General features: G+C 73.3%; 22 protein-coding genes. 11 read left to right on the top strand and 11 right to left on the bottom strand.

The window, feature by feature from the left end:
- The first annotated feature begins 90 nt into the window (after window positions 1–90).
- Complete coding sequence (locus tag ACFYVJ_RS15270; protein WP_388891071.1) at window positions 91–1,521, top strand: glycosyltransferase 87 family protein; 1,431 nt, start codon at window positions 91–93, stop codon at window positions 1,519–1,521.
- A gap of 167 nt (window positions 1,522–1,688) precedes the next feature.
- Here the strand turns inward: ACFYVJ_RS15270 and ACFYVJ_RS15265 are convergent, their stop codons facing one another.
- Window positions 1,689–2,084, bottom strand: coding sequence for a hypothetical protein (locus ACFYVJ_RS15265; RefSeq protein ID WP_388891069.1), 396 nt, complete (start codon window positions 2,082–2,084; stop codon window positions 1,689–1,691).
- Window positions 2,081–2,311 (bottom strand): hypothetical protein, encoded by a 231-nt coding sequence (locus ACFYVJ_RS15260; RefSeq protein ID WP_388891066.1) that lies wholly within the window; start codon window positions 2,309–2,311, stop codon window positions 2,081–2,083. Before ACFYVJ_RS15260 ends, ACFYVJ_RS15265 begins: the two co-directional genes overlap by 4 nt.
- A gap of 112 nt (window positions 2,312–2,423) precedes the next feature.
- Here ACFYVJ_RS15260 and ACFYVJ_RS15255 point away from each other — a divergent pair, with 112 nt between their 5' ends.
- Window positions 2,424–3,299 (top strand): helix-turn-helix transcriptional regulator, encoded by an 876-nt coding sequence (locus tag ACFYVJ_RS15255; RefSeq protein WP_388891064.1) that lies wholly within the window; start codon window positions 2,424–2,426, stop codon window positions 3,297–3,299.
- Window positions 3,283–3,501, top strand: coding sequence for a DUF397 domain-containing protein (locus ACFYVJ_RS15250; RefSeq protein ID WP_388891062.1), 219 nt, complete (start codon window positions 3,283–3,285; stop codon window positions 3,499–3,501). The genes ACFYVJ_RS15255 and ACFYVJ_RS15250 overlap by 17 nt, the downstream gene beginning before the upstream one ends.
- A gap of 51 nt (window positions 3,502–3,552) precedes the next feature.
- On the opposite strand, the gene ACFYVJ_RS15245 is transcribed toward ACFYVJ_RS15250, so the two are convergent.
- The 4 genes from ACFYVJ_RS15245 to ACFYVJ_RS15230 form a co-directional block, all read right to left on the bottom strand.
- Window positions 3,553–4,218, bottom strand: coding sequence for a ribonuclease H (locus ACFYVJ_RS15245; RefSeq protein ID WP_388891059.1), 666 nt, complete (start codon window positions 4,216–4,218; stop codon window positions 3,553–3,555).
- Between the two features lie 33 nt (window positions 4,219–4,251).
- Window positions 4,252–4,719, bottom strand: coding sequence for a hypothetical protein (locus ACFYVJ_RS15240; protein ID WP_388891057.1), 468 nt, complete (start codon window positions 4,717–4,719; stop codon window positions 4,252–4,254).
- On the bottom strand, window positions 4,716–9,440 hold the full coding sequence (locus ACFYVJ_RS15235) for an RHS repeat-associated core domain-containing protein (RefSeq protein ID WP_388891054.1): 4,725 nt from the start codon (window positions 9,438–9,440) through the stop codon (window positions 4,716–4,718). The genes ACFYVJ_RS15240 and ACFYVJ_RS15235 overlap by 4 nt, the downstream gene beginning before the upstream one ends.
- A gap of 210 nt (window positions 9,441–9,650) precedes the next feature.
- Complete coding sequence (locus tag ACFYVJ_RS15230) at window positions 9,651–10,112, bottom strand: hypothetical protein (RefSeq protein ID WP_388891051.1); 462 nt, start codon at window positions 10,110–10,112, stop codon at window positions 9,651–9,653.
- Window positions 10,113–10,467: 355 nt separating this feature from the next.
- On the opposite strand from ACFYVJ_RS15230, the gene ACFYVJ_RS15225 reads away from it, so the two are divergent.
- From ACFYVJ_RS15225 to ACFYVJ_RS15205, 5 genes are read left to right on the top strand one after another with little or no spacing between them, the layout of a single operon-like run.
- Complete coding sequence (locus ACFYVJ_RS15225) at window positions 10,468–11,808, top strand: polyprenyl synthetase family protein (protein WP_388891048.1); 1,341 nt, start codon at window positions 10,468–10,470, stop codon at window positions 11,806–11,808.
- Window positions 11,805–12,602 carry a class I SAM-dependent methyltransferase gene (locus tag ACFYVJ_RS15220; protein WP_388891045.1) on the top strand — a complete coding sequence of 266 codons (798 nt, stop codon included), beginning with the start codon at window positions 11,805–11,807 and terminating at the stop codon, window positions 12,600–12,602. Before ACFYVJ_RS15225 ends, ACFYVJ_RS15220 begins: the two co-directional genes overlap by 4 nt.
- Before the next feature lie 17 nt (window positions 12,603–12,619).
- On the top strand, window positions 12,620–13,279 hold the full coding sequence (locus ACFYVJ_RS15215; protein ID WP_388891042.1) for a hypothetical protein: 660 nt from the start codon (window positions 12,620–12,622) through the stop codon (window positions 13,277–13,279).
- Window positions 13,276–14,547 carry an FAD-dependent monooxygenase gene (locus ACFYVJ_RS15210; RefSeq protein WP_388891039.1) on the top strand — a complete coding sequence of 424 codons (1,272 nt, stop codon included), beginning with the start codon at window positions 13,276–13,278 and terminating at the stop codon, window positions 14,545–14,547. Before ACFYVJ_RS15215 ends, ACFYVJ_RS15210 begins: the two co-directional genes overlap by 4 nt.
- On the top strand, window positions 14,544–15,455 hold the full coding sequence (locus tag ACFYVJ_RS15205; RefSeq protein ID WP_388891037.1) for a UbiA family prenyltransferase: 912 nt from the start codon (window positions 14,544–14,546) through the stop codon (window positions 15,453–15,455). Before ACFYVJ_RS15210 ends, ACFYVJ_RS15205 begins: the two co-directional genes overlap by 4 nt.
- Window positions 15,456–15,514: 59 nt before the next feature.
- Here ACFYVJ_RS15205 and ACFYVJ_RS15200 read toward each other — a convergent pair whose 3' ends face one another.
- Together ACFYVJ_RS15200 and ACFYVJ_RS15195 are read right to left on the bottom strand one after the other, a co-directional pair.
- Window positions 15,515–15,979, bottom strand: a complete 465-nt coding sequence (locus ACFYVJ_RS15200) for a hypothetical protein (protein ID WP_388891034.1) — start codon at window positions 15,977–15,979, stop codon at window positions 15,515–15,517.
- Between the two features lie 112 nt (window positions 15,980–16,091).
- The gene (locus ACFYVJ_RS15195; RefSeq protein ID WP_388891031.1) at window positions 16,092–16,835 is read right to left on the bottom strand and encodes a Crp/Fnr family transcriptional regulator; all 744 of its coding nucleotides are present in this window, start codon (window positions 16,833–16,835) and stop codon (window positions 16,092–16,094) included.
- A 1,329-nt stretch (window positions 16,836–18,164) separates the two neighbouring features.
- Here ACFYVJ_RS15195 and ACFYVJ_RS15190 point away from each other — a divergent pair.
- The 3 genes from ACFYVJ_RS15190 to ACFYVJ_RS15180 are packed head-to-tail and all read left to right on the top strand — an operon-like array spanning window position 18,165 to window position 19,824.
- Complete coding sequence (locus ACFYVJ_RS15190) at window positions 18,165–18,500, top strand: ArsR/SmtB family transcription factor (RefSeq protein ID WP_388891028.1); 336 nt, start codon at window positions 18,165–18,167, stop codon at window positions 18,498–18,500.
- A 2-nt stretch (window positions 18,501–18,502) separates the two neighbouring features.
- Window positions 18,503–19,222 carry a cation transporter gene (locus ACFYVJ_RS15185; protein ID WP_388891024.1) on the top strand — a complete coding sequence of 240 codons (720 nt, stop codon included), beginning with the start codon at window positions 18,503–18,505 and terminating at the stop codon, window positions 19,220–19,222.
- On the top strand, window positions 19,219–19,824 hold the full coding sequence (locus ACFYVJ_RS15180) for a methyltransferase family protein (RefSeq protein ID WP_388891021.1): 606 nt from the start codon (window positions 19,219–19,221) through the stop codon (window positions 19,822–19,824). The genes ACFYVJ_RS15185 and ACFYVJ_RS15180 overlap by 4 nt, the downstream gene beginning before the upstream one ends.
- A 12-nt stretch (window positions 19,825–19,836) precedes the next feature.
- Here ACFYVJ_RS15180 and ACFYVJ_RS15175 read toward each other — a convergent pair whose 3' ends face one another.
- From ACFYVJ_RS15175 to ACFYVJ_RS15165, 3 genes are all read right to left on the bottom strand, one after another.
- A complete protein-coding gene (locus ACFYVJ_RS15175; protein WP_388891018.1) occupies window positions 19,837–20,865 on the bottom strand; it encodes an NlpC/P60 family protein in 1,029 nt (342 codons plus the stop codon).
- A 106-nt stretch (window positions 20,866–20,971) separates the two neighbouring features.
- Window positions 20,972–21,907 carry a M56 family metallopeptidase gene (locus ACFYVJ_RS15170; protein ID WP_388891015.1) on the bottom strand — a complete coding sequence of 312 codons (936 nt, stop codon included), beginning with the start codon at window positions 21,905–21,907 and terminating at the stop codon, window positions 20,972–20,974.
- Complete coding sequence (locus tag ACFYVJ_RS15165) at window positions 21,904–22,290, bottom strand: BlaI/MecI/CopY family transcriptional regulator (protein WP_388891012.1); 387 nt, start codon at window positions 22,288–22,290, stop codon at window positions 21,904–21,906. Before ACFYVJ_RS15165 ends, ACFYVJ_RS15170 begins: the two co-directional genes overlap by 4 nt.
- Between the last annotated feature and the right edge of the window lie 81 nt (window positions 22,291–22,371).

Below are 22,371 nucleotides of genomic sequence, written 5' to 3'. Positions count from 1 at the left end.
GGTTAGTTTCGGGTGGGCCGCGGCGGCGGTGGTGTGCTGCGGGGGCGGGTGCCCGCCCCCATACCCGCTTACCGCGCGGAGCCGATGCTCGTGACCACGACACGCAAGCCCCCCGGGGACACCCGCACCGCCGCGGCGGTGCTCCAGTCTTTCCTCGCCCGGCACGGTACGGCCGTCGCGCTGCTGTGGTGCGCGCTTTCCCTGGCCCTCTTCTGGTGGGCGCAGCGCGCCGCGCATGTGTCGATGATCGACCTCGCGGTCTACCGGGCCGAGGGCTGGGCCGTACGCACGGGTGAGAACCTCTATGCCCTGCGGGTGACTGACGTGGGGCTGAGGAACACCTATCCACCGTTCGCCGCGGTGCTTTTCGTGCCCCTCACCTGGCTCGGCGTCGGGGAGATGCGGACCCTCGCCACGGTGGTCAACCTGCTCCTGGCCGGGGTGGCGGTCCATCTGTCGCTGAAGCTGGTCGCCGGGCCGTCCCGGATTCCGTCGGCGGCTGCCGGGCTGGCGGTGACGGGTCTGGTCGTGTGGTCAGAACCGGTGTGGACCACGCTCCGCTACGGACAGATCAACCTGCTCATCCTCGTCCTGGTGCTGTGGGACCTCACCAGGCGGCCGGGGTCCCGCTGGTCCGGGGCGGGCACCGGCCTGGCCGCCGGCATCAAGATCACCCCCGGGCTGTTCCTCGTGTCCTTCGTGCTGATCGGCGTGGTGCAGATGTGGCGGGAGCGGCAGGCGGGGCGACGTAACGACGGGAAGGCACGGCTCGACGCGGGCGGGGCCGACGGGGGAAGGGCCGGAGCGGGCGGGGCCGGTGCGGGCGGGTGTGCCGGTGCGCGCGCGGGTCGCGTCTGGCTGCGGCGCGGGGTGACGGCCGGTGTCACGTTCGCCGCCACGATCGCCGCGGCGGCCGTCGTGGTGCCGGAGGACTCGCGGCGGTTCTGGGGCGGGCTCTTCCTGTCCGCGAACCGGGTCGGGCGGGCCGACGACCCGGCGAACCAGTCGCTGCGCGGGGTCATGGCCAGGCTCCTGCACACCACCGACCCCGGCACCTGGTGGCTGCCGGTGGCCGCACTCACCCTCGCCGCGGGCCTGGCGGTCACCACCGCCGCGGCGCTGGCCGGACCCCGGCTCGAATCCTCGACCGCCTGGACCGCGGTGTGCTGCGCCATGACCGCGCTGCTGATCAGCCCGGTGACCTGGTCCCACCACTGGGTGTGGTGCGTGCCGTTGATCGTCCTCCTCGGCTCGCAGGCTTGGCGCCGGGTGGGCGTCCGGTGGTGGTATCCGGCGGGCGGTGCCGTCGTGGTCTTCCTCACCTACGGCGTCTGGCTCGTACCCAACCGGCTGGGGCAGCCCGATCTGGGCACCTGGCACATCTTCCTGTCGGCGCTCTATCCGGCGGCGGCTATCGCGGTCCTGGCCGTCGGCGCGCACCTGGCCGTCCAGGCGCTGCGCGACCGCTCCCCCCGGGAAAACAGGGCGCCGGGTCCTGACGGTGAGATCGCCGTGCCCTGACGGGCGGCCCGACCCCGTACCCCCGCCCCCACCTCGCGCCGCCCCGGCCCGGCTTGGGCGACGTACCGGCTCTGCGCTTCGCTGACCGGGCGCTGTCAGACCGGCCGCCTACCCTTGGGCGGGTGTGAGGGGATGTGGGGACGCGGGGAAGTAGGGGTGGGGTCGCTTCACAGGTAGAGCTGGCGTTTGCAGTGCTGGCAGTAGGTCTTGCCGGCGTGCTGCTCGGTTCGCGGATGCTCGCATCCGTCCGTGCGGGTCACCGCGGAGTGGTGGGCGGGGAGGGTGAGGGTGGCGTACCGGGCGGTGCGGTGGCCCTGGCGGTCGCGGGTCTGGGCCTGGACGCGGACCATGTGGTCCAGTTCCGCGATACACGACCCGCAGGCGTACATCTCGCCGCCCGCTCCGGGCGTGATCACCGACCCGACCCACAGCACGGCCACGCCCTCCCGGCGACAGAAGAGCCAGCACACCCCCGGTACCCACGCGTTGCCGTCTCCGCCCCGGGCCACCGCGGGCCACGAGTCGAGCCACGGGCGGTCGACGGCGGGCAGGAACCGGTTCACCGGGCGGTCTCCCGCGGGCGGAGGACGGCGGCGAGGGCGCGGGCGGTGGCGATGTTGCAGCGCCCGAGGTCGATCAGCCCCAGCGGCGCGGACCCGCTGCACGAAACGGGGTCGAGCCCCAGCGAAGGCAGCACCACTCCCGCCGCCGTGAGCGCCGCCCGCAACTCCTCACACGCCAGCCCGGCCTCCTTCACCCTGTCGGCCCCCTGGGCCCGGTTCCTGGTCATGTGGCTCTCCGATCGCCTTGTTCCGTTGCGCTGACCGCGGCTTCTTCCGCTGCTCCACCCTGGCCGCCGGAAAGAGTCGGGTACACAGATCGTGTGTGACCAAATACGCTCTGTGGACAGCGAGATGAAGGAGGTCGGCTGCGTGGAGCTTGAGCCGGAAGGTGCGGTCACACCGGCTTCACCAGCGGGAATGCTCGCCGGCCGAGCGGCACGGGCGCGGGCGAAGAGGGGCCTGTCGCTGCGCGCGCTCGCCGAGAAGCTGGGCTATCCGCACACCTACCTGAGCCGTGTCGAACGCGGAGACCAGCTCCCGTCCACCGCGCTGGCCGAGGCCCTTGACGACTTCTACGGGACGGACGGGCTCATCACCGAGTTGCTGGCCGTCGCCAGAGCGGCCGAGATCCCGGCGTGGGGGCGCCGGGTCCTCGAAGAGGAGCAGCGCGCGGCGCGCATCCAGACGTTCAACAGCAGCGTCGTGCCAGGACTGCTGCAGATCGAGCCGTACACGTCGGCCATGTTCGTCGAATCCATGCCCGGCAAGGACGCGGAGAAGCTCGCGTTGCTGGTGGAGACACGAATGCACCGCCACGCCGTGCTGGACTCGCCGACTCCGCCGCTCTACTGGGCGATCATGGATGAGGCCGCGCTACGCCGTCCCGTTGGCAGTCCGGCGGTCATGGCCGAGCAGATCCACCACATCCTCGACGTGATCGAGCGCAACAGCGCGGTTCGGGTGCAGGTACTGCCTTTCGCGCATGGAGTCCACCCGCTGCTGGGCGGTAGCCTGAGCCTGCTCACCCGCCATGACGGTGCGACCTTCGCCTACGTCGAGTCGTTCGCGTCCGGTGTGTCCGTGGATACCCCGGCCGAGGTTCTGGAGTTGACCACCCTCCTCGACATCGCCCGGTCGAAGGCCCTCGACAGCGGGAAGAGCGTGGCCCTGCTCAACAGGTACCTGAAAGGGTATGAGGATGACATCGACTCCTGAGGAAAAGGCGCCGTCTCCGGTCTGGGTGAAGAGCAGCTACAGCAACGGCCAGGGCGGCGAGTGCATCGAGTGGGCGCCGGAGCACGCGCGCGTCACCGGTGAGTTTCTGGTGCGCGACAGCAAGGACCCCCTCGGGCCCCGCCTGGCCCTGACCCGCGAGCAGTTCGCCGGGCTCGTGGAGTTCGCCAAGCGGCAGGGCTGACCCCGCCCCGCGTACCCGCTGACCGGCCCCCGCCTTACCGCGGGGGCCCTGTCATGCCTTCGCGCACTCCACGTGGCCCCAGCCGGTGGCGTTCTTCGCGATCGTCGTGCCCGCCTCGTACGACGTGCCGCAGCGGCAGCGGCCCGGGAACCTGGCCTTCAGGGTGCCGCCCCCCGCCTTGGCGGAACGTCGCTTCGGGGCCGCGGACGAGACCCGCGCCGGGGTGTCCTCCGCCGTCGGCAGCGGGGAGCCGTGGGCCGTGCCCGCCGGGTTCTGGGTGCGGGCGGACTCCGCGGCGGCGGCGTCCGCGGCTGCGTTGTACGGGTCGCCGTCGACCTGGTGCGCGCGGACGTGCACGAGGCGGACGTCGCGGCCCGTGAGGCGGTCGTCGATGCTGCGTACCAGCTCCTGGTTTGCGACCGGCTTGCCCGCCGACGTCTTCCAGCCGCGCTTCCGCCAGCCCGGCAGCCAGTCGGTGACGGCCTGCATCGCGTACGTGGAGTCCATCCGCACCTCCAGCGGCACGGCAGGGTCCGTGGACTCCAGGAGCCGCAGCAGGGCGGTCAGTTCGGCGATGTTGTTGGTCGCCTTACCCAGCGGGCCCGCCTCCCAGCGCGCGACCGCGCCGTCCGCGCCCGCCACCACCCACGCCCACGCGGCCGGCCCCGGGTTCGGACTCGCGGCGCCGTCGCATGCGGCGATGATCACGTCAGCCATGGGGCGATTCTTCCATCCGCGGCGGGGCGCCGGTCAGCCGATGACCGCCTCGACGACCACCGGCAGGTCGGAGTCCTGCTGGATGGAGCCCACGAGGAGTGTGCGGTCCCCCAGCCGCCAGGCCCGGTGGTGGAGGTAGTCGAGCCCGCGGGACGGATCTCCCGTCGCCGGCGCCAGCCGCCCGGCGAGCGGGCCCTGCTCCAACTCGCCCGCCACCCGGCGCGACTCCGCCTCCGCCTCCTCGTGCAGCGCTTCGAGGGCCTCGAAGCCCTCGTCCTCGTCCGCTTCCCGCAGCCACAGCGTCACCGCGAGGTCCATCTCCGGAGGGTCGCCCTGGATGCCCGCCGTCAGGCCGTCCTTTTCCCAGACCCGCGGAAAGGGTGCTCCGGGCCTGGCACGCAGCACCGACCAGCCTTCCTCCGCAAGCGCCGCCGCCAGCAACTCCCCCGTGAGCCGCGGCTCGCCGGCCAGGCGCTGGACGAGAGCGATGATTTCGTTCATGTGCTGATCATCCCGTTCGCCGGTACGTGGAACACCTGCAGTCTCCCATCACTGAGCGCGTCGGCCACCGACTGGCTGACCGAGCTGTCGGAGAACAGTTCGCGCAGGTGGTCGGCGCCCTGCGGGCTGGAGGTGGCGTAGCGGACGCCGTTGGCGCCGAGTTCGTCGTTGAGGGCGACCAGCCGCTCCGCCTGGTCGATGATCCGGTCCTGGTTGTAGTGGCGGTGCTCCGGGTTGTACTGGGACGACGACCACTGCTTCTCGTTTCCGGTCCACTTCGCCTCGACGATGAAGTTGTCGGCCGTCGGCCCGCCGTCCACGTGCACCTCGCGGCCGTTCTTGAGCTTGAAGACCTGCTCGTAGTCGGTGTGCGTGACGAACCTCTGGTACTGGTACGAGACCCGCGACAGCAGCTTCTCCGTCAGCCAGTCGATGCGCAGGAACTGCGGGCACATCTGCAGGCCCAGCGGGTCGGACCACGTCAGCGGGTTCGGCGCGTACGCGTAGTCGTCCGGTGCGGCGGCCAGGCCGAGGGGGTCGGGGGTGAGGAAGCGGGTGCTGCGCGGGTCGTAGTAGCGGTGGCGGTTGTAGTGGAGGCCGCTCTCCTCGTCCGCGTACTGGCCGGGGAAGCGCAGCGGGCAGGCGGCCGGGGCGGCGGGCGCGGTCCCGGCCGGGCTGCCCCACACCGTGGCGCGGTGCCGCCAGACGACCTCGCCGTCCGGGGTGACCAAATCGGTGGGCGCGCCGACGAGATCGGTGGCGATGGCGTAGAAGCGCCGGTCGATCTCCTCCTGCGGCGCGCCGCGCAGCGAACGGCGTTCGCTCTGGGCCACGGGCCGGTGGCCGCCCGGTTCGTAGTCCCAGGTGACGGAGTGGCTGCCGCCGTCGTCGGTGCGCGTCGACTGTTCCGCGAGCCGGTCGCCGTCCCAGGCGAAGTCCACCCGGCGGGCCACGCCCCCGTCCGCGTCGAGGAGTTCCTTGGCGAGCCGGCGGCCCATGGGGTCGTAGCGGTAGCGCCACCGGCTGCCGTCGGGGGTGACGACGGCGGTGAGCTGGTCGTCCGCGTCCCAGGTGAACCGCCAGGTGCGCCGGGTGCCGGAGAGCGTGCGGCGGGTGATGCTCGTGCAGCGGCCCTGGTCGTCGTAGTCGTAGCGGGACCGGCCGGCGCGCCGGAGGCGGTTGCCCGTGTACGTGTACGCCTCCGGCTCGGTGGCCGTCCCGCCGTCGGCGGCGCCCCCTTCGGCCGCCGTACCCGCCGCCGCCGTACCCGCGGCCGCACCCGCCGCCGCCGACGTCACGTTGCCCGCGGCGTCGTAGGCGTAGCGCTCGCTCCAGCCCTCGGCCCGCACCGTCGTGATCCGGCCCTCGGCGTCGAGTTCGAGTGCACGGGAGCCGGTGTGCAGGTCGTCCAGGCCGACGAGCCGGCCCGCGGGGTCGTAGCGGTAGGCGGTGCGGCCCACGGTGCGGAACTTCGCGAGCGGGTCGTCTCCCCCGGACCCGGCGGGGGCCGTCAGCTCGCGGCCGACGAGCCGGTGGCTCTCGTCCCACCGCTGGCCGATGCGGAACCCCTCGCCGAAGACCCGCTCCGTCTCGCGGCCGATCCCGTCGTACGCGAACGTGACCTCGTGCCCGTCGGCGACCAGCCGCACCGGCAGCCCGTTGTCCGCGTACTCCCACTCGCTGACCGCCCCGGACGGCGTGCTGCGGCGCCGCCGCCTGCCCAGTTCGTCGTACGCGTAGCCGGTGGTGCGCCCGTTGACGGTCTCGCGCAGCAGCCGCCCGGCGTCGTCCCGCTCCACCTCCAGCACCGCGTCGGCGTTCTCGGCGCGGACCATGCGGCCGTCGATGCCGTACGCGTACGTGGTGACGGCGGTGCCGCTGAGCTTCTCCACGATCCGGCCGCGGGAGTCGCGCCGGTACGTCGTCGTCTGCCCGGCGCCGTTGGTGCGCGTGCTCAGCGCGCCGGTGGCGTCGCGGGCGTAGCGCAGCACGCGGTCGTTGAAGTCGGACTCGGCGACGAGCCGGCCGGCGGCGTCGAAGTCGTACGTCCAGGTGGCGCCGCGGGCATCGGTGACGGCGGTGAGGCGCAGTTCGGTGTCGTACGCGAAGGCGCGCCGCGCTCCGTCCGCGCCCGTCTGGGCGGCGAGCAGGTCGAAGTGCGTGTACTCGAAGCGGGTCGTGGCGCCGGTGGGACCGGTGTGGGCGACGAGGTTGCCCTCGGCGTCCCAGTGCCAGGTCTCGGCCGTGCCGTCCGGGTGGGTGCGGGTGACGGGCTTGCCCTCGGTGGTCCAGGTGACGTGCGTGACCTGGCCGAGGGCGTCGACGGTGGCGGCCACCCGGCCGAAGGCGTCGCGGCGGCGCTCGATGGCGGCGCCGTGCTGGTCGACGGTGCGCACGGGCAGTCCCCGGGGGTCGCACTCGACGCGGGTGGTGACGCCGAGGGGGTCCGTGAGAGCGGTGAGGGTGCCGGCGTCGTCGTACGCGAAGGTGGTCGTCGCGCCGTGCGGGTCGGTGGCCGAGGTGCGGTTGCCGCGCTCGTCGTAGGTGTAGGTCCAGCGGGTGCCGTCGGCGCCGTGGAGGACGAGGGGCAGGTGGATGTCGTTGAACTCGGCCGTGACGCTGGTCTCGTCGGGGGAGGTGACGGCGGTGAGGTTGCCGGCCCCGTCGTAGTCGTAGCGGGTGGTGTGGCCGAGGGCGTCCGTGTGGGAGCGGAGGCGGTTGCGCTCGTCGTAGGTCCAGTGGTCGGTGTGGCCGAGCGGGTCGGTGACGGAGGTGCGCTGGAGCAGTTCGTTGTGGTGGTGGACCGTGGTGTGGCCGAGGGAGTCGGTGTACGCGGTGGTCCTGGCCCGGGCGTCGTAGGCGATGGTGCAGTCGAGGAAGCCGTCGGCGCCGCTGCCGCCCACGCAGCGGTCCTCGTCGTCGTACTCGAACGCGTACCAGCTTCCGTTCCGGTCGATCCAGGCGGTGATGCGGCTCTGCTCGTCGTAGGTGTAGCGAAACGGTTCTCCGGAGGAGTTGACGACCTCGGTGAGGTTGCCTTCGGCGTCGTATCCGTACGAGACGAGGACCGTGCTGTCCTCGCCCTCCCGCAGGGCGAGGGCGGTGACGTTGCCCTCGTCGTCCGTGCGGACGTCCACGTGGTAGCCCCCGCTGTGCCGGATCGCCAGCGGCAGGCCGTCCGGTCCGTAGTCGAAGTCGATCCGCTGCCCGTTGCGGTCGGACACGGCGCGTACGGGCAGCACGACCGGACTGCCGCCGTCCTGCGCTCCGTCGGCGGCGAAGTGCCGCGTCAGACCGCCGGCCGGATCGGTGACCCGGATCTCGCCGCCGGCCGTGCCGTCCCAGACGAGCGGCCAGGCAGGCCCCTCCTCCGGCAGCACGGGCACGCCGGGCCGGGGAACGGGGTACGCGAGCAGCATGCCGTCCTCGGTGGCGAGGGCGGCGCCGTCCGCGTCGATCTCCAGCCGCTGGTCGAACGTGGAGGCCCACGAGGCGCCGAACCAGCGGCCGTAGCGGTACGTGGACAGGTGCGTCCGCGTGCACGTCAGCGCAAGCAGCGCGGGCAGTCGGACGTCCGTCTCGATCATGATCATCTCGCCGGAGACCATGTCCACCGGGTCACCGCCCGGGCACCTGCCCACGGCCGCCTTGCCCTTGGCGACGAGGTTGTCCATGCCGCTGCGCATGCCGTTGGCGGCGCCGCGGAGCTTGTTGAGGCCCTTGGTCCCGAGGCCGCGGAGCGCGGCCGCCATGCCTTTGAGGCCCCCCTTGGCGAGGGCCTTGAGACCGCCGGCGAGCTTGCCGAGGGTGGTGAGGCCCTTCATGCCGGGGATGCAGTCCAGGGCCGCGAACGCCACGTCCCACAGGGACGCTTCACCGTTCATGTACTTGTAGAGCGTGTCGGCGAGGACGACGAGGGCGGCGGCGAGGACGACCCAGGCGAGGGGTCCGCCGATGATCAGGACGACGATGCCGAGGACGGCGACGATGACTTTGCAGACGGTGACGATGGTGTCCCAGTTGTCCTTGACCCAGTCGACCGCCTTCTCCCACCACTTCCGGTTCTGAATACCGGCATCGGAGGCGTCCTCCAGCTTGTCCTTCGCCTCGGACGCGGCGTCCTCACGCATCTTCTTCGCGTCACCGGCCATCTTCTTCGCCGCCTCAAGACCGCCTTGCGCATTGTCGACGGCACTCTGGGCGGACGCCCGGGCCGACTTGGCGTCGGTCGCGTTACGGGTGGCGGCCCGTACCTCCGACTCGTCGGGCTTCTCCTTGCCCTCCTTCCCGTCGTACTCCTCCGTCTTCTTCGTCGCCCGGTCCACCCAGGAGTTCGCCGAATCCAGCCGCCCGTTGGCAGCGGTCAGATCACTCTGGGCCTCACGCCCCTTGGCCAGCGCCTTGTCGGCCAGAGACTGCGCACGCTCCAGCTTCGGCCAGTACGCCGCGAGCGCATCACCCGCCAAGTCGTACGACCGCTGAAGCTTCTTCAGATTGTTCGGGACTTCCTCGAACTCGTCCTGGAACGCCTTCGCCGTCTTCCCCGCCCAGCGAAGCAGCGCATCCTCACCGGCCATGCCCTTGATCTGCCGCAGCGCGTCCGCCACGTCGTCGGCGAAGTCGTGCAGTTCGCGCGCCAACTGCTTGACCCGCTCCGGATCCCCCGGCGTCGGATCGTCATCCAGGTCGAGTACGTGCCAGTCCGTTGGCCGGTTCCCCACCGCTCCCCACCCCCGAAGTCGCGTGTCGAACAGCCATATCAGTGCCCGAACAACGCTTATCGATACCCGTCCGTGGGAGAAAAGACGACAGAATCGGACGGCTGGTTTCCAGCCGCCGGGGCGCGCCCGGACCGTGTCTTCACCGGGGGCGGAGACGAGCCGGTGACCGGGCGGATGCCCGGCCACCGGTGGTGCGTTCGTGCGGGTCCGTCACTCGAAGACGAACGGGCCCGGGCTCTGCGGGGTCGTAGCCTCGCACGTGGCCGTGATACCGAGGACCGAGACGGTCAGGGACGTGGCCTCCAGCGAGTCGCCGGAGGCGACCGTGCCGTCGAGCGGGCCCGTGTCGGCCGGGGCGCCGGCCGGGATGGCCGGGTTGGAACTGCCGGAGAACTCGACCGTGTCGGTGCCGTTCCGGGTGAGCGTGAGCGTCGAGGACGCGGAGTTCGCGCCGATCGGGATCGGGGCGGTGATGGCGTCGGTGGTGATGGTGATGGTCGCGGCGGTGCCGTCCTGCGTGGCTTCGAGCGTCGCCTCGCCGGCGCCCCAACTCCCGCAGTCGAACCCGATGGTGGCGGTCTGCGGCTCCACCGCCAGCGCGCTCGGCGCCGCGAGTAACAGCGCGCCGGCGACCGCGGCACCGACGCCCAGGGCGGTGCGTGCGTTCTTCATGGAGTGCCTCTTCCTGGTGGGGGGTCGGGGTGGCTAGGCCACCCCGGATACCTAGGCATTGAGGCAGCCCCACCCCGCGAGGGCAAGACCGGTGACGCCACGTTTTTGTCATGGGCATCACTATTGCGCCATGTTTGTTACCGGCGCGTCAGTAGCCCGCCGGAAGCCGTGCCGCGGCGTGTCCCGTACGCCGTACCGACGGGTCCTCGCGGCGTGTATTTCCCCCGGTCGTGGGCCGCGTGGCGGTGAGGGAGCCCCCCAGTGGGGTGATCCTCAGTGCCCTGGGCTTTCACGCCGTCGTTACCAGCCAAACGGGCGCCTACGCACCCTGCCCCCGGGAAGGCGGCTTGTCCTCATGCAGCGCACCGACGCCGGCCCGGCGTGCTTTCCGCTCGCCGAGTTGCGTCACGCCGTCGACGGCGGCATCGCCGCCTGGCTGGACCGCTCCGGCTCCGGCGCCGACGACTCCGACCACCTGGCCACCGCGCAGCGCTGGGCGCTCTGCCCGCCCGGGAAGCTGCTGCGGCCGATCACCCTCCTCGCCGCCGCCGGTGCCGTCGGCGGCTCGTACGACGCGGTGCTGCCCGCGGCCGTGGGCATCGAACTCGCCCACGTCGCGACCCTCGTCCACGACGACATCATCGACGGCGACGAGTTGCGCCGCGGCAAGACCGCGGCGCACCGCGAGTTCGGGCTCGCGCACGGGGTACTGGCCGCCGACTCGCTCTTCTTCGCCCTCTTCCAGCAGGTCGGCGCCTGCCGGCAGGCCGGCGTGCCCGCGGGCCGCGTGCTCGACGCCGTCGAGGTGCTGGGCGCCGCCGGGCAGCAGACCGCGCGGGGCGTCGCGCAGGAGGTCGCGCTCAGCGGCAGCCTGAGCGAGGTGACCGCGGCGGCGGACGGGGGCATCGCCGCGTACGTGGAGATGGCGCGGCTGAAGAGCGCGTCGCTGTTCTACTCGGCGTGCCACGTGGGGGCGCTGCTGGGTGGCGGCAGCGCGGAGGAGACGCGGGCGCTGGCGGCGTACGGGGAGGCGATGGGGATCGCGTTCCAGATCCGGGACGACCTGCTGCCGTACGTGGCCGACGGCGATGCCGGCGACGACGGGGACGAGGACGGCGACGGGGACGGAGACGGCGGGCTGCGCGCCGGGAAGCCCGTGTGCAGCGACCTCCGCAACCGCCGCCCCGCACTGCCCGTACTCCTCGCCCACCGCCTCGGCGGCCGCGCCGAACGGGCCGCCCTCGTCGAACTGGTCGACGGCACCACCGACGAACGCGCCCGCCAGCGGCAGCTCTCCCGGCTCGCCCACGGCACCGGCGCGCTGGACGCGGCGCAGAGCATGGCGCGCGCGTACGTCGACCGCTGCCGGGACGCGCTCGGGCCGGTGCCCGCGGGCCCGGACCGCGACCGGCTGGCGTGGCTGGCGGACGAGGTGGCGGGCGCGGCGTACGGCAGCGGTACGGCGGGCGCGGGGCCGGGCACTGGGGCGGCGGGAGCGGGGCCGGGCAGCGGTACGGCGGGCGCGGCGTCGGGCAACGGGGCGCCGGGCACGGCAAACGGTCACGAGCCGTGGGGCGAGGCGAACGGCCACGAATCGGCGGGCGAGGCATACGGCCACGGGGCCGCGGGCACGGCGGAAGGACACGAGGCCGCGGGCACGGCAAACGGCCACCGCCCCGGCGGTGACCAGCCGTGAACGCACCGCCCCCCGACCCTGCCACCGCCCTCGCCATGCCCCGCGGCGGCCCCGCCGCCGCCCGCTGGGACCGGCTCTACGAGACGGACAGAGCCGAGTACATCGACCGCCCCGGCAACCCCGCCACCACCCGCCGCGTCCTCCGCGGGCTCGACCGGTTCCAGCGCCTCACCCTCGGCTACCGCACCTGCGCCCGCCTCACCGCCGCCGAGTTCGGCCCCGCCCCGCACCCCCGCGTCCTCGAACTCGGCGCCGGCTGCGGGCGGCTCGCGTACGGCATCCTCCGCGCCCACCCCACCGCCCGCGTCACCGCCAGCGACGTCAACCCGCGCATCGTGGAGGAACTGCGCGCCGGACCGCTGGGCCGGCATCCGCGGGCGCGCTGCGCGGTGGTCGACGCGACGGCGATCGACGCCCCGGCGGGCGCGTACGACGTGGCGGTGATGGCGATGTCGCTGCACCACCTGCCGCCCGCCGGGGTGCTGGCGCTGCTGCGGGAGGGCACGCGGGTGGCGCGGACGCTGCTGCTCGTGGACGGGTGGCGGCACCCGCTGTGCCTGGCCTCGTTGCCGCTCATGTTCCTGACCGGCGGCCCGGCCCAGGCGCACGACGGCCTGATCAGCCTGCGCAAGGTCTACGGCGCCGCCGCAGTCCGGGCACTTGCGGGGATGTGCGGAGCGCCACTGCGGGTGCACACTCGGTTCGCACTGCCGGGGTATCTCGTCGCCACCGCCACGCGGTCGTCGTACGCCCCGGCTCCTGCCGTCCCGACCCGTCTCCGGACCCGAAAGTGAGCCGCAACGGTATGCCGATGAGGACCGAGTTCCCGCCCGCAGCCCACGACGACGACAACTTCGACACCTTCGGCACCGACGCCGCCCGCTCGGCCATCGGCCGGTTCCGCAGCCCGCTGACGCGGATGCTGCTCGGCAGCGACGGCCTGACCACGACGCTCCTGGAGTCGTGGGCGGGCACGCCGATGCGGGTCGGCGACGTGACGCTCAGGGTCGTCCGCCCCGAGCTGGCCCCGCGCGGCGTCGTCGCGCTGCTGGGGACGGAAGGCGAGGTGCTCGTACGGCACTCGACGCTCACCGACGCCCGGGGCCGGACGTGGTCGTGGAACCGGGTCGTGGCCGGCCCGGGCGGCGACCCGGCGCTGCGGCGCTGCCTGACGGACGCCTCGGCACCGCTGGGCCCCGCGCTGCGGGCGGCGGGCGCGCGGCTGGGGCGCACCGTCGTACGGGCCGGACTCACGCCGTGGCCGCCGGAGCCGGGGGCGGAACCGGGTACGGAACCGCGGCCGGCGTCGCGGGAGTCGGGTGCGGAGGCGCGGCCGGACTCGCGGGCGGAGGAGCCGCGGGCGGCGGCGTTCCGTACGTACCGGCTGTGGTCCGGTGACGACGTGCTGGCCGCGGTGCACGAGGTGTTCAACCCCGCGCACGTACCGGCTGACCTGGGGGAGACGGCATGAGCGGCGCGAACGCGACTGCGGGGCAGCGGCGGTTGCGTACGCAGGTCGCCGTCGTGGGTGCGGGACCGGCGGGCCTGGTCCTGGCGAACGTCCTTTTACGGGCCGGAGTCGGCGTCGCCGTCGTGGAGCGCCGCTCCCGCGCCGAGGTCGAACGGCGCGCGCGGGCGGGCCTGGTGGAGCACCGGGTCGTCGAGTACCTGCGCGCGCACGGCCTCGCCGGCCGGCTGCTCGCCGAAGGCACCCGGCACGGCTGGTGCGACTTCCTGTGCGCGGGCGAGCTGCTGCGCTTCGACTACGGCGCGCAGTCCGGGGGCGTACGGCACTGGGTGTACCCGCAGCAGCTCCTGGTCCGCGACCTCATCGACGACCTCGGTGCGGCGGGCCACACCCCGGAGTTCGGCCTGCCGGCGACCCGCGTGCACGTCGACGGCGCCGGTCCCGCGCGGGTGGAGTGCGCGGGTCTCGACATCGACTGCGACTACGTCGTCGGCTGCGACGGCCCGAACGGCATCACCCCGCAGGCACTGCCCCCGGACACCGCGCCGCGCGGCGAGCTGGACGAGCGCTACCCGTACGACTGGCTCACGCTCCTCGCGGAGGTCGACCGCGGGGTGCCCGGCGTGGTGTACGCCGTGCACGAGGACGGCTTCGCGGGCGTCATGCCGCGGACGTCCCGTATCGCCCGGCTCTACCTGGAGATCCCCGCGGGGGACGCCACCGCGCGCTGGACCGCCGCGCGCGTGCACGAGCGGCTGCGCACCCGGCTGGTGGGCGCGGGTGCGGCGGTGCCGCATCTGGGGGGCATCGTGGAGACGGGGGTGCTGCGGATGCGCAGCAGCGTGCGGCAGCGTTTCCAGCACGGGCGGCTGTTCCTCGCGGGGGACGCGGCGCACGTGCTGACGCCCTCGGGGGCGAAGGGCATGAACCTCGCCGTCGCGGACGCCGCCGACCTGGCCGACGCGCTGATCCGCCGCTACCGGGACGGCGACGAGACGTACCTGGCCGGCTACACGGCCCGCAGGCTCCCCGAGGTGCTGCGGACCCGGGACCTCGCGGCCGGGTTCCTGGACCTCCTGCACCCGCAGGGTGAGCACCCCGTGGACCGCAGGGGGGAGCTGGCACGGCGGCTGGAGCGGCTGCGGGAGCTGGCAGAACCGGGCGACGCGGGGGCGGCGTTCGCGCACTGGTACGTCGGCGCGGGCCCCGGCCTGCCCGCCCCGCACGCGTCCACGTCGGAGTCGAGAGAACCCAGGGAGTCCACTCCATGAGCCTTGCGGTCCAGGCGCGGGCGTTGTACGGCTTCTCGCGCGGCAACCAGGCGCTGCTGAGCATCGCCCAGCCCCTGGTCGGCGCGCTGCTGGCCACCGACCACCCCGCGCCTGGCCGCCTGGCCGCCGCCGTCTTCGCCACCGCCGCGGCGTTCTTCGCGGTCTTCGCGGCGAACGACCTCTTCGACGCCCGACTCGACCGCCGCAGCGCGGCGATGGCCCACACCCGCGCCGCCCCGGACATCGACAGCACGGGCGGCCGGCACCCGCTGGCACAGGGCAGGCTGCGCTTCGCGGCGGGCCTCGCGTGGGTGCTGCTGCTGGGCGGGATCGCGCTGGCGGTGGCGATCGCGCTGAGCTGGGTGTGCGCGGTGCTGTTCGGGTGCGCGGCGCTGCTGGAGGCGGCGTACTGCAAGCTGGCCACGGTCACGGCGTACAAGTTCCTGCTCAGCGGCGCGATGGTCGCGATCGGCGCCTGCGCGGGCTGGTTCGCCTTCTCCGACACCGTCGACCCGCTGCGGCTCGGGCTGCTGGCGGTGTGGATGGCGGCGTGGGAGATCGGCGGCCGCAACATCCCCAACGACCTCGCCGACGTGGCCGAGGACACCCCGCTCGGCATCAAGACGGTCCCGATCGTCTACGGCCCCCGCGCCGCCGCCCGCCTCTCGGCGACCCTGCTCCTGCTCACGGCGGCGACGGCCTGCGCCCTGGCCGTGACGGCCTGGCCGTCCTACGGCGCGGTGGGCCTCGCCGTAACGGCCCTCACCGCGATCCCCACCCTCGTCCTCCCCGCCCTCCACCTCCTCCGCCACCCCGAAGCCCCCACGGCCCTGACGGTCTTCAACCGCGCGTCGTTCCACCCCCTCGGCGTCCTCGCGGCCTTCACGGCGGGGTCACTGGTGATCTGACTCCGGGGCCGCACGGGCACCCGGTCCGGCCGTTCCGCCCGTTCCGCCCCTCGGCAGGGTCACGGCCTGCGGAGCGTACGGACCCGCTGCTGGGCGCTGCTCACGGACACCGCGAGCCGGGTGCGGGCCTGCTCCTGCTCCATGGCGGCCACCATCAGGTACGTCCTGGACCCGGACACGGGCGACTTGAGCGCGGTGCCGAGATAGGCGTCGCAGCGGTCCACGATGTCCTGCAGCTCGGTGCGCAGCACGCCGGGCCGGCCGGCGTAGTCTTCGATCACGTGACGCAGTGTGCGCAGGGAGTCCAGATCGGCGGCCGTGCTGGGCTTCTGGGCGAACTTGCACAGCAGTTCGTGGATGTCCTTGAGGTATCGGTCGACATCGTCCAGTTCCTTGGCGGCGTCGTCCGTGATGCGGTTCCTCCTGTTCCAGGCGAAGACCCGGCGGTTGTGGCGCACGGTGACGACGGCGGCGGCGAAGAGGCCGCTGCTGCTGCAGATCGCCACGGTGGTGGGGAGGTTCATCGAGCTTCCGTTCGTCGATGCGCGCGGCCCGGCTCCGGTGGCACCGGAACCGCACGAGTGGGGGTGGAGAGCAGTCACCCGCGGGGCGGTCGGCGGGTCGGTACAGGTGGAGCTACGTCGTGACGGCGAGACGCTCCAGGACGTTCAGGTCGGCCACCACCAGCTCCCGGTACCCGCTGTCGACCGCCTGCTCGGCGGTCCGCAGGTGGCGCAGCGCGTTCTCGACGGTGGACCTGCTGAGTGCGAGGGCATCGGAGATGTCGCTCTGCCGCAGCCCCTTGATCGTGATCCGGTCGGGATCGAGGGGATCCCTGGTCCCGGCGGTGTGGGCCAGGTGCACCAGCAGCGTGGTCACACGGGCGAGAGGGCACCTCCGGGTCATGGAATAGACCTTCTCGTCCGCGCGGTTGCGGTCCTCCAGGCTGCGCAGGAGCGCGAGCTGCATCACCGGGTGCTGCTTGAGCAGGACGTTCACCCGCTGCGCGGAGCAGGGCATCACCCACGTGGTGCCGAGGCAGATCGTCGTCACCTGCGACCAGGGCTCGATGAGCTTGGCCTCGCCCAGGAACTGGCCGACACCGCGGAACCGGGAGATCAGGTCCCGGCTTCGGCCCATCGGGTGGCGCTTCTGGACGACGCAGCCGTCCAGCACGATGAAGCAGTCGCGGTCGTCCTGGCCGAGCGGCAGCTTCTCGCCGGCCTGGAAGTCACAGACGTCCGGGCCCCACGCCTGCACCAGCAACGGCCAGATGGCGCGCGGGAGGTGGAACAGGAAGCTGCCCGTGGGCATGGGCTGCCGGCCTGCGAGCACCTCGGCGGGGTGGAAGCCGTCGCCATGCGACGGAAGCGAACCCATCTCTACCCCTGGCCCCCCGGTCGGGCGGGCGCGCCGACGCGATCGCCGGCCGCGGCGGGGTGAGGCGGGGGGTGGGGCGGCAGCGCAGCACGACAGCGCGCCCGCGGAACACGGGTGGCCTGCGCTGCGACGCCGTCGGGGACGGCGCGGTCCAAGGTCCGAGCCTCCTTCTGTACGGAACGGGAAATCGGTGGGTCCAGCACCTCTCCCCGCACCTGTCCGGATGGTGAGTCCGGCTGCGGCACGGCGACAAGCGAGGCACTTACTTTACCCCCACGGCATGGCAGATCCCAGCTATGCCCGATCGTTTCCGCAGCCTCCCCCAGGAATCCCCACCGGTGGGGATTGAAATTCCACTCAGAGGGGCCTGCACCGGGTGCCACCAGGCACGGAACTCGACGGCCTTTCCCGCGAAACGAGGTTTCCTCAATTGCCTGGAGTGGACTCACGGGATTTCCGGCAGGTAAACGCGGCGGGAGAATACGCAGGGGGTTCGCGCAACGCACCGGAGGCTCCAGGGAACCACCCTGGAGCCTCCGGGAAGAGGTCTGGACCCACCAAGGCTCAGACCGACTCCCTATTTAACACCACCGCATGCAAGTACAGCACCACCGGCGCCTGCACAGAGGCAACATTCCCCGCAGCCGGGGCTTTTGACATCCGGATCGGGGCGCCGCCAAGCGCACTGAGAGTGACCGATGCCGTACGGCACCACCCGTCCGCTTTAGTGCAGTATGCCGGGATTCACCTCTGTGAAAGGCTGCGAGGGCGAACCGCTCGACGCCGGAGCGTACAAGTGCGCACACTCAGCAGACTCGGTGCACTTGTGCAAAGGAGGGCCCGCTCCCACCCTGCGGGCGCACGGCCTGCGGACACGGACATCGCTTCCCGCACCCCCGACTGCGTTACGACCGGTGAAAGCCCGCCGGCCGGGATACGGCCCGAAAAGGGGAGCCGGAATTATCCATCCGGGACAGGCACGCAATGCCCAAGGAGTTTTGTCGACTCACGGTGAGCCAATGGCCCACACCCGTCCGCCCAGGGCGCATCTGATGGTTCGTCAGCACGCGCACCCGGAGCCCGCGGACACTCCATGCCGCACCAAGAGCGACACCCAACTCCCGTGCCCCATACGGCCCGAAGCCGCCGCGCGAGGGGTCGCGGGGCCCGGCCGGCGGACGCCGGCCGGGCCGGGAGGCGCGCGACGCGGGTCCGGTCACGCCGGGCGTCGCGCCGGGCGCGGCCGGCGACGAGGGAGGCGGGACGGGGCGAGGCGGGGCAGTCGATTCACTCTTTCCTGAATTCAGGGATCTGTGTATCGTTTCCGGGGTGCTGACCACCACCGCTGACATCGACGTGCTGGCCCGCTTCGGGCGGGCGCTTGCCGACCCCATCCGGTGCCGGGTCCTGCTCGCCCTGCGCGAAGGGCCCGGTTATCCCGCCGAGCTGGCCGAGGCGCTCGGCGTCTCCAGGCCCCGGCTCTCCAACCACCTCGCCTGCCTGCGCGACTGCGGGCTCGTCGTCGCCGTGCCCGACGGGCGGCGGGTGCGGTACGAACTCGCCGACGCCCGGCTCGGCCACGCCCTGGACGACCTGCGCGCCGCCGTCGTCGCCGTGGCGACGGACCCGACCTGCCCGGACGCCGACGCCGAAGGGTGCTGCTGACCATGGCCGCGGGCCTCAGCATCGGTCCCGGCCCGAGCCGGGCGGCCCTGCTCACCCGCCGGATACGGCTGCTGGTCGCGGCGACGATCGCGTACAACGTCGTCGAGGCCGCCGCCGCGCTCACCGCCGGGGCCCTCGCCTCCTCCACCGCGCTGATCGGCTTCGGGCTGGACTCCGTCGTCGAGGTCTCCTCCGCCGCCGCCCTCGCCTGGCAGTTCTCCGCCGCCGACCCCGCCGCCCGGCAGGCCCGGGAGGGGCCGACGCTGCGGATCATCGCGGTGTCGTTCTTCGCCCTCGCCGCGTACGTCGCCGTCGACGCCGTACGGGCGCTGGCCGGCGGCGCCGAGGCGGAGCCGTCCGTGCCCGGCATCGTGCTGGCCGCGCTGTCGCTGGCGATCATGCCGTTCCTGTCCGCCGCCCAGCGCCGCGCCGGCCGCGAACTCGGCTCCGCCAGCGCCGTGGCCGACTCCAAGCAGACCCTGCTGTGCACGTACCTGTCGGCCGTCCTGCTGCTCGGGCTCGTCCTCAACGCGACCGTCGGCTGGGCCTTCGCCGACCCGGTCGCGGCCCTGGTCATCGCCGTCATCGCCGTACGCGAGGGCCGTAACGCCTGGCGGGGCGAAGCCTGCTGCGCCGTCCCGGGGGCCGTCGGCGCCGCCGGCAGCCCCGACACCACCGCCGCATGCGACTGCTGCGGCGCCGATCGAGGAGGACCTTCATGAGCGGGTGGGCTTGGGCGGCGCTCGGACTGTATGTGGCCTGGGGTGTCGCCGCGTTCGGGGTGCGGGGGGCCGTGCAGCGGCGGCGGACCGGGGATGCCGGGTTCCGGGGAATCTCCGGGCGGCCCGGTGAGGCCGCCTGGTGGGCCGGGGTGCTCTTCGTCCTCGCGCTGCTCGGCGGCGCCGCCGCGCCGGTCGCGACGCTCGCCGGGCTGCCGACCGCAGAGCATCCCGCGCTGCAGTGGGGCGGGCTCGCCGTCACGCTCGCCGCGATGGGCGCCACCTTCGTCGCGCAGACGCACATGGGCGCCTCCTGGCGCGTGGGCGTCGCCGCCGGTGAGCGCACCGAGTTGGTCACCGCGGGACTCTTCGCCCACGTACGCAACCCCGTCTTCACCGCCATGACCGCCGCCGCCACCGGCCTCGCGCTCGTCCTCCCGCAGGCGGTCTCCCTCGCGGCCCTCGCCGCGCTGGTCGTCGCGATCCAGTTGCAGGTACGGGTCGTGGAGGAGCCGTACCTGACGACGGTCCACGGCGACGCCTACGCCGCGTACACCGCCCGCGCCGGCCGCTTCCTCCCCGGCATCGGCCGGCTGGCGGCCTGACGCGGCGGTCGGTCAGGGGCGGCTGGCGGCGTAGAAGGGCATGCTGTCGACCGGGACGATCTCGACGTTCTTGCCGGTGCGGGGCGCGTGGATCGCCTTGCCGTCGCCGACGTACATGCCGTTGTGCTGCGTGTCGTTGTACCAGTAGATGATGTCGCCGGGCTGCATGTCCGCCCGGCTGACCTTCCGGCCCGCGTCGTACTGCTGCTTGACCGTACGGGGCAGCGAGACCCCCGCCGCGCTCCACGCCGAGCCCGTCAGGCCGGAGCAGTCGAAGGAGTCGGGGCCGGTGGAGCCCCACTCGTAGGGCTTGCCGAGCTGGGCGTACGCGAAGTCCAGGGCCGCCTTCGCGCGGCCGCTCGCTGGGCCGTCGTAGCTGTCCGCCGCGTCGCTCGTGCCGGCCTCGGCCGCGTCGCGCTCCTCGGCGGCGTCGAGGCGGGCGCGTTCCTCGGCGGTCAGGGAGTTGAGGAGTTGGCGCGCCTCCGTCAGCTTCGCCTGGACCTCGTTCTTCTTCTCCGCCGCCGCCGTACGGAACTCCTCCGCCTCGCGCAGCTTCGCCGACGTCTCCTTGCGCTGCTGCGCCAGCTCCCGCTGCTTGTCCTGGAGCACGCTGAGGGCCGACGCCTGCCGGTGGCCGACGCGGTCGACCAGCTCGGCTTCCCGAAGGTATTCGTCCGGGTCGGCGGAGAGGGCGAGTTGCACGCCGGGGTCGATGCCGCCGTTGCGGTACTGCTCGGCGGCGAGCGGGCCTATCCGGTCCCGTAGCTCGTTGATCTCCTGCTGCTGGCGGGCCGCCTCGTCCTGCGCCTTGTCGGCCTCCTCCTGGAGCCCGCGCTGGCGCTCGCGGGCGGCGTTGTACTCCTCGGTGGGCCCCGTGGCCTCCTCGTACAGCTCGTCCACCTCCGCGCGCACTTCCTCGACGGTGGGCTTCGGCTCGGCCTGGCCGCTCTGCGTCGAGAGCAGGGTGAAGGCCCCGGCGGCGAAGGAGAGGGTCGTGATCCGGGCGCGGCCGGGGGACTTCGGGCGGCGGTGCGCTCCCATGGCGGAGTTGCTCCTCATCCTCGGCGGCGACAGGAAACGAAAGGCAACTTAGTAGATTAGTAGAAGCGCGGGCAAGCGACCCCGGGCAAGCCGGGGGTACGGGCCGTCAGACCAGCGCGGGCGGGCAGGCCACCAGCAGGGGCACCAGCGGCGCCGTCAGCGCGACCGCCGCCACCGCGCCCCGCAGCACCGGGTGCGCGCGCCGCCGCGGGCCCAGCACCCGGCGCAGCCGCACCGGCACCGTGCCGCCGCCGACGGCGAACGCCCCGCTCGGCGCGCGGCACGCCGCCATCTCGTACATCGCCGTGGCCAGCACCCCGCCCGGGTGCCGGCGCAGCGCGCGGTCGTCCGCGGCCATCTCCAGCAGCAGCGCCGTCTGCCGCCGTACGTGCCGCGCCAGCGGCAGCCCGCGGAACACGGCGGCGAAGCCGTCCGCCGCCGCCCGCGGCAGGTGGTGCCGGCCGGCGACGTGCGCCCGCTCGTGCTCCAGGACGGCGTCGACCTGCGCGGCCGACAGCAGCCGCAGCGCGCCCTCGCTGACGACGACGCGCGCGCGGCGGCCCGGCAGGCAGTACGCGACGGGCGTGCCGTGCGCCACCACGGTGGCGCCCAGCGCGGCAGACCGGCGGCCGACCATGTCGAGCACGGCGCGGTGCCGGGCCCGTACCCGCCGCGCCCGCAGCGCGTGCACGCCGACGCTCACCGCCACCGCCCCGGCGACGGCGGCCGGCAGCGCACCCGCCAGCCGGCTCGCCATGCCCGGGTCGGGCCGCCCGGTGCCGAGGCCGAGGTCGACGCCCCGGTCCAGGCCCAGGCCGCAGGAGTGCAGGAAGCCGACGAAGCTGGCGTGCAGATGCTCGGTGGGCGTCGCCAGGTGGTACGCGGCCAGCGCCACGGAGAGCGTGAACGCCACCGCCAGCGCGTGCCACACCGCGACCGCGAGCCGCGGCGCCCGGTGCGGCCACGCGCCGCGCAGCACGAGGCGCGGCGCGACGACGCCCAGCACGGCCGCGTACCCCAGGACGGGCAGGGCCTCGCTCACCCCGGGCCCCGGCTCTCGCCGCGGCGGCCGGCGTCGCTGTCGCGCAGCGCCTTGCGCAGGGCGGCGACCTCGTCGTCGGTCATGCCCTCGACGAAGTGGGCGAGGGCGGCGGACCGGTCCTCGCTGGCGCCGAGGGCGTCCTCCATCAGCGCGGCGGAGTACGCCTCCCGGCTGCGGACGGGGGTGTAGAGCCAGGCCCGGCCCTGTTTCGTACGGACCAGCCAGCCCTTCTGGTACAGGATGTTGGCGACGGTCATGACCGTCGTGTAGGCCAGCTCGCGGTCGTTGTTGATGTCGTCGACGACCTCGCGGACGGTGGCGGGACGCTCCCACTTCCACAGCCGGTCCATGATCTCCGCTTCGAGATCCCCCAGCCGCCGCATGATCGTTTCCCCTTCGCCGGCGATGCGCGCAGCCACATCGTAGCCAGGGGCGGACCGGCGCCGGAGGGCCGGTGGCGGGCG

This window comes from Streptomyces sp. NPDC004134 (genome assembly GCF_042874195.1).
Taxonomy (GTDB): Bacteria; Actinomycetota; Actinomycetes; order Streptomycetales; family Streptomycetaceae; genus Streptomyces.
Note: the sequence above shows the minus strand (reverse complement) of the source record. Positions and strands in the feature narration are given on the sequence as shown.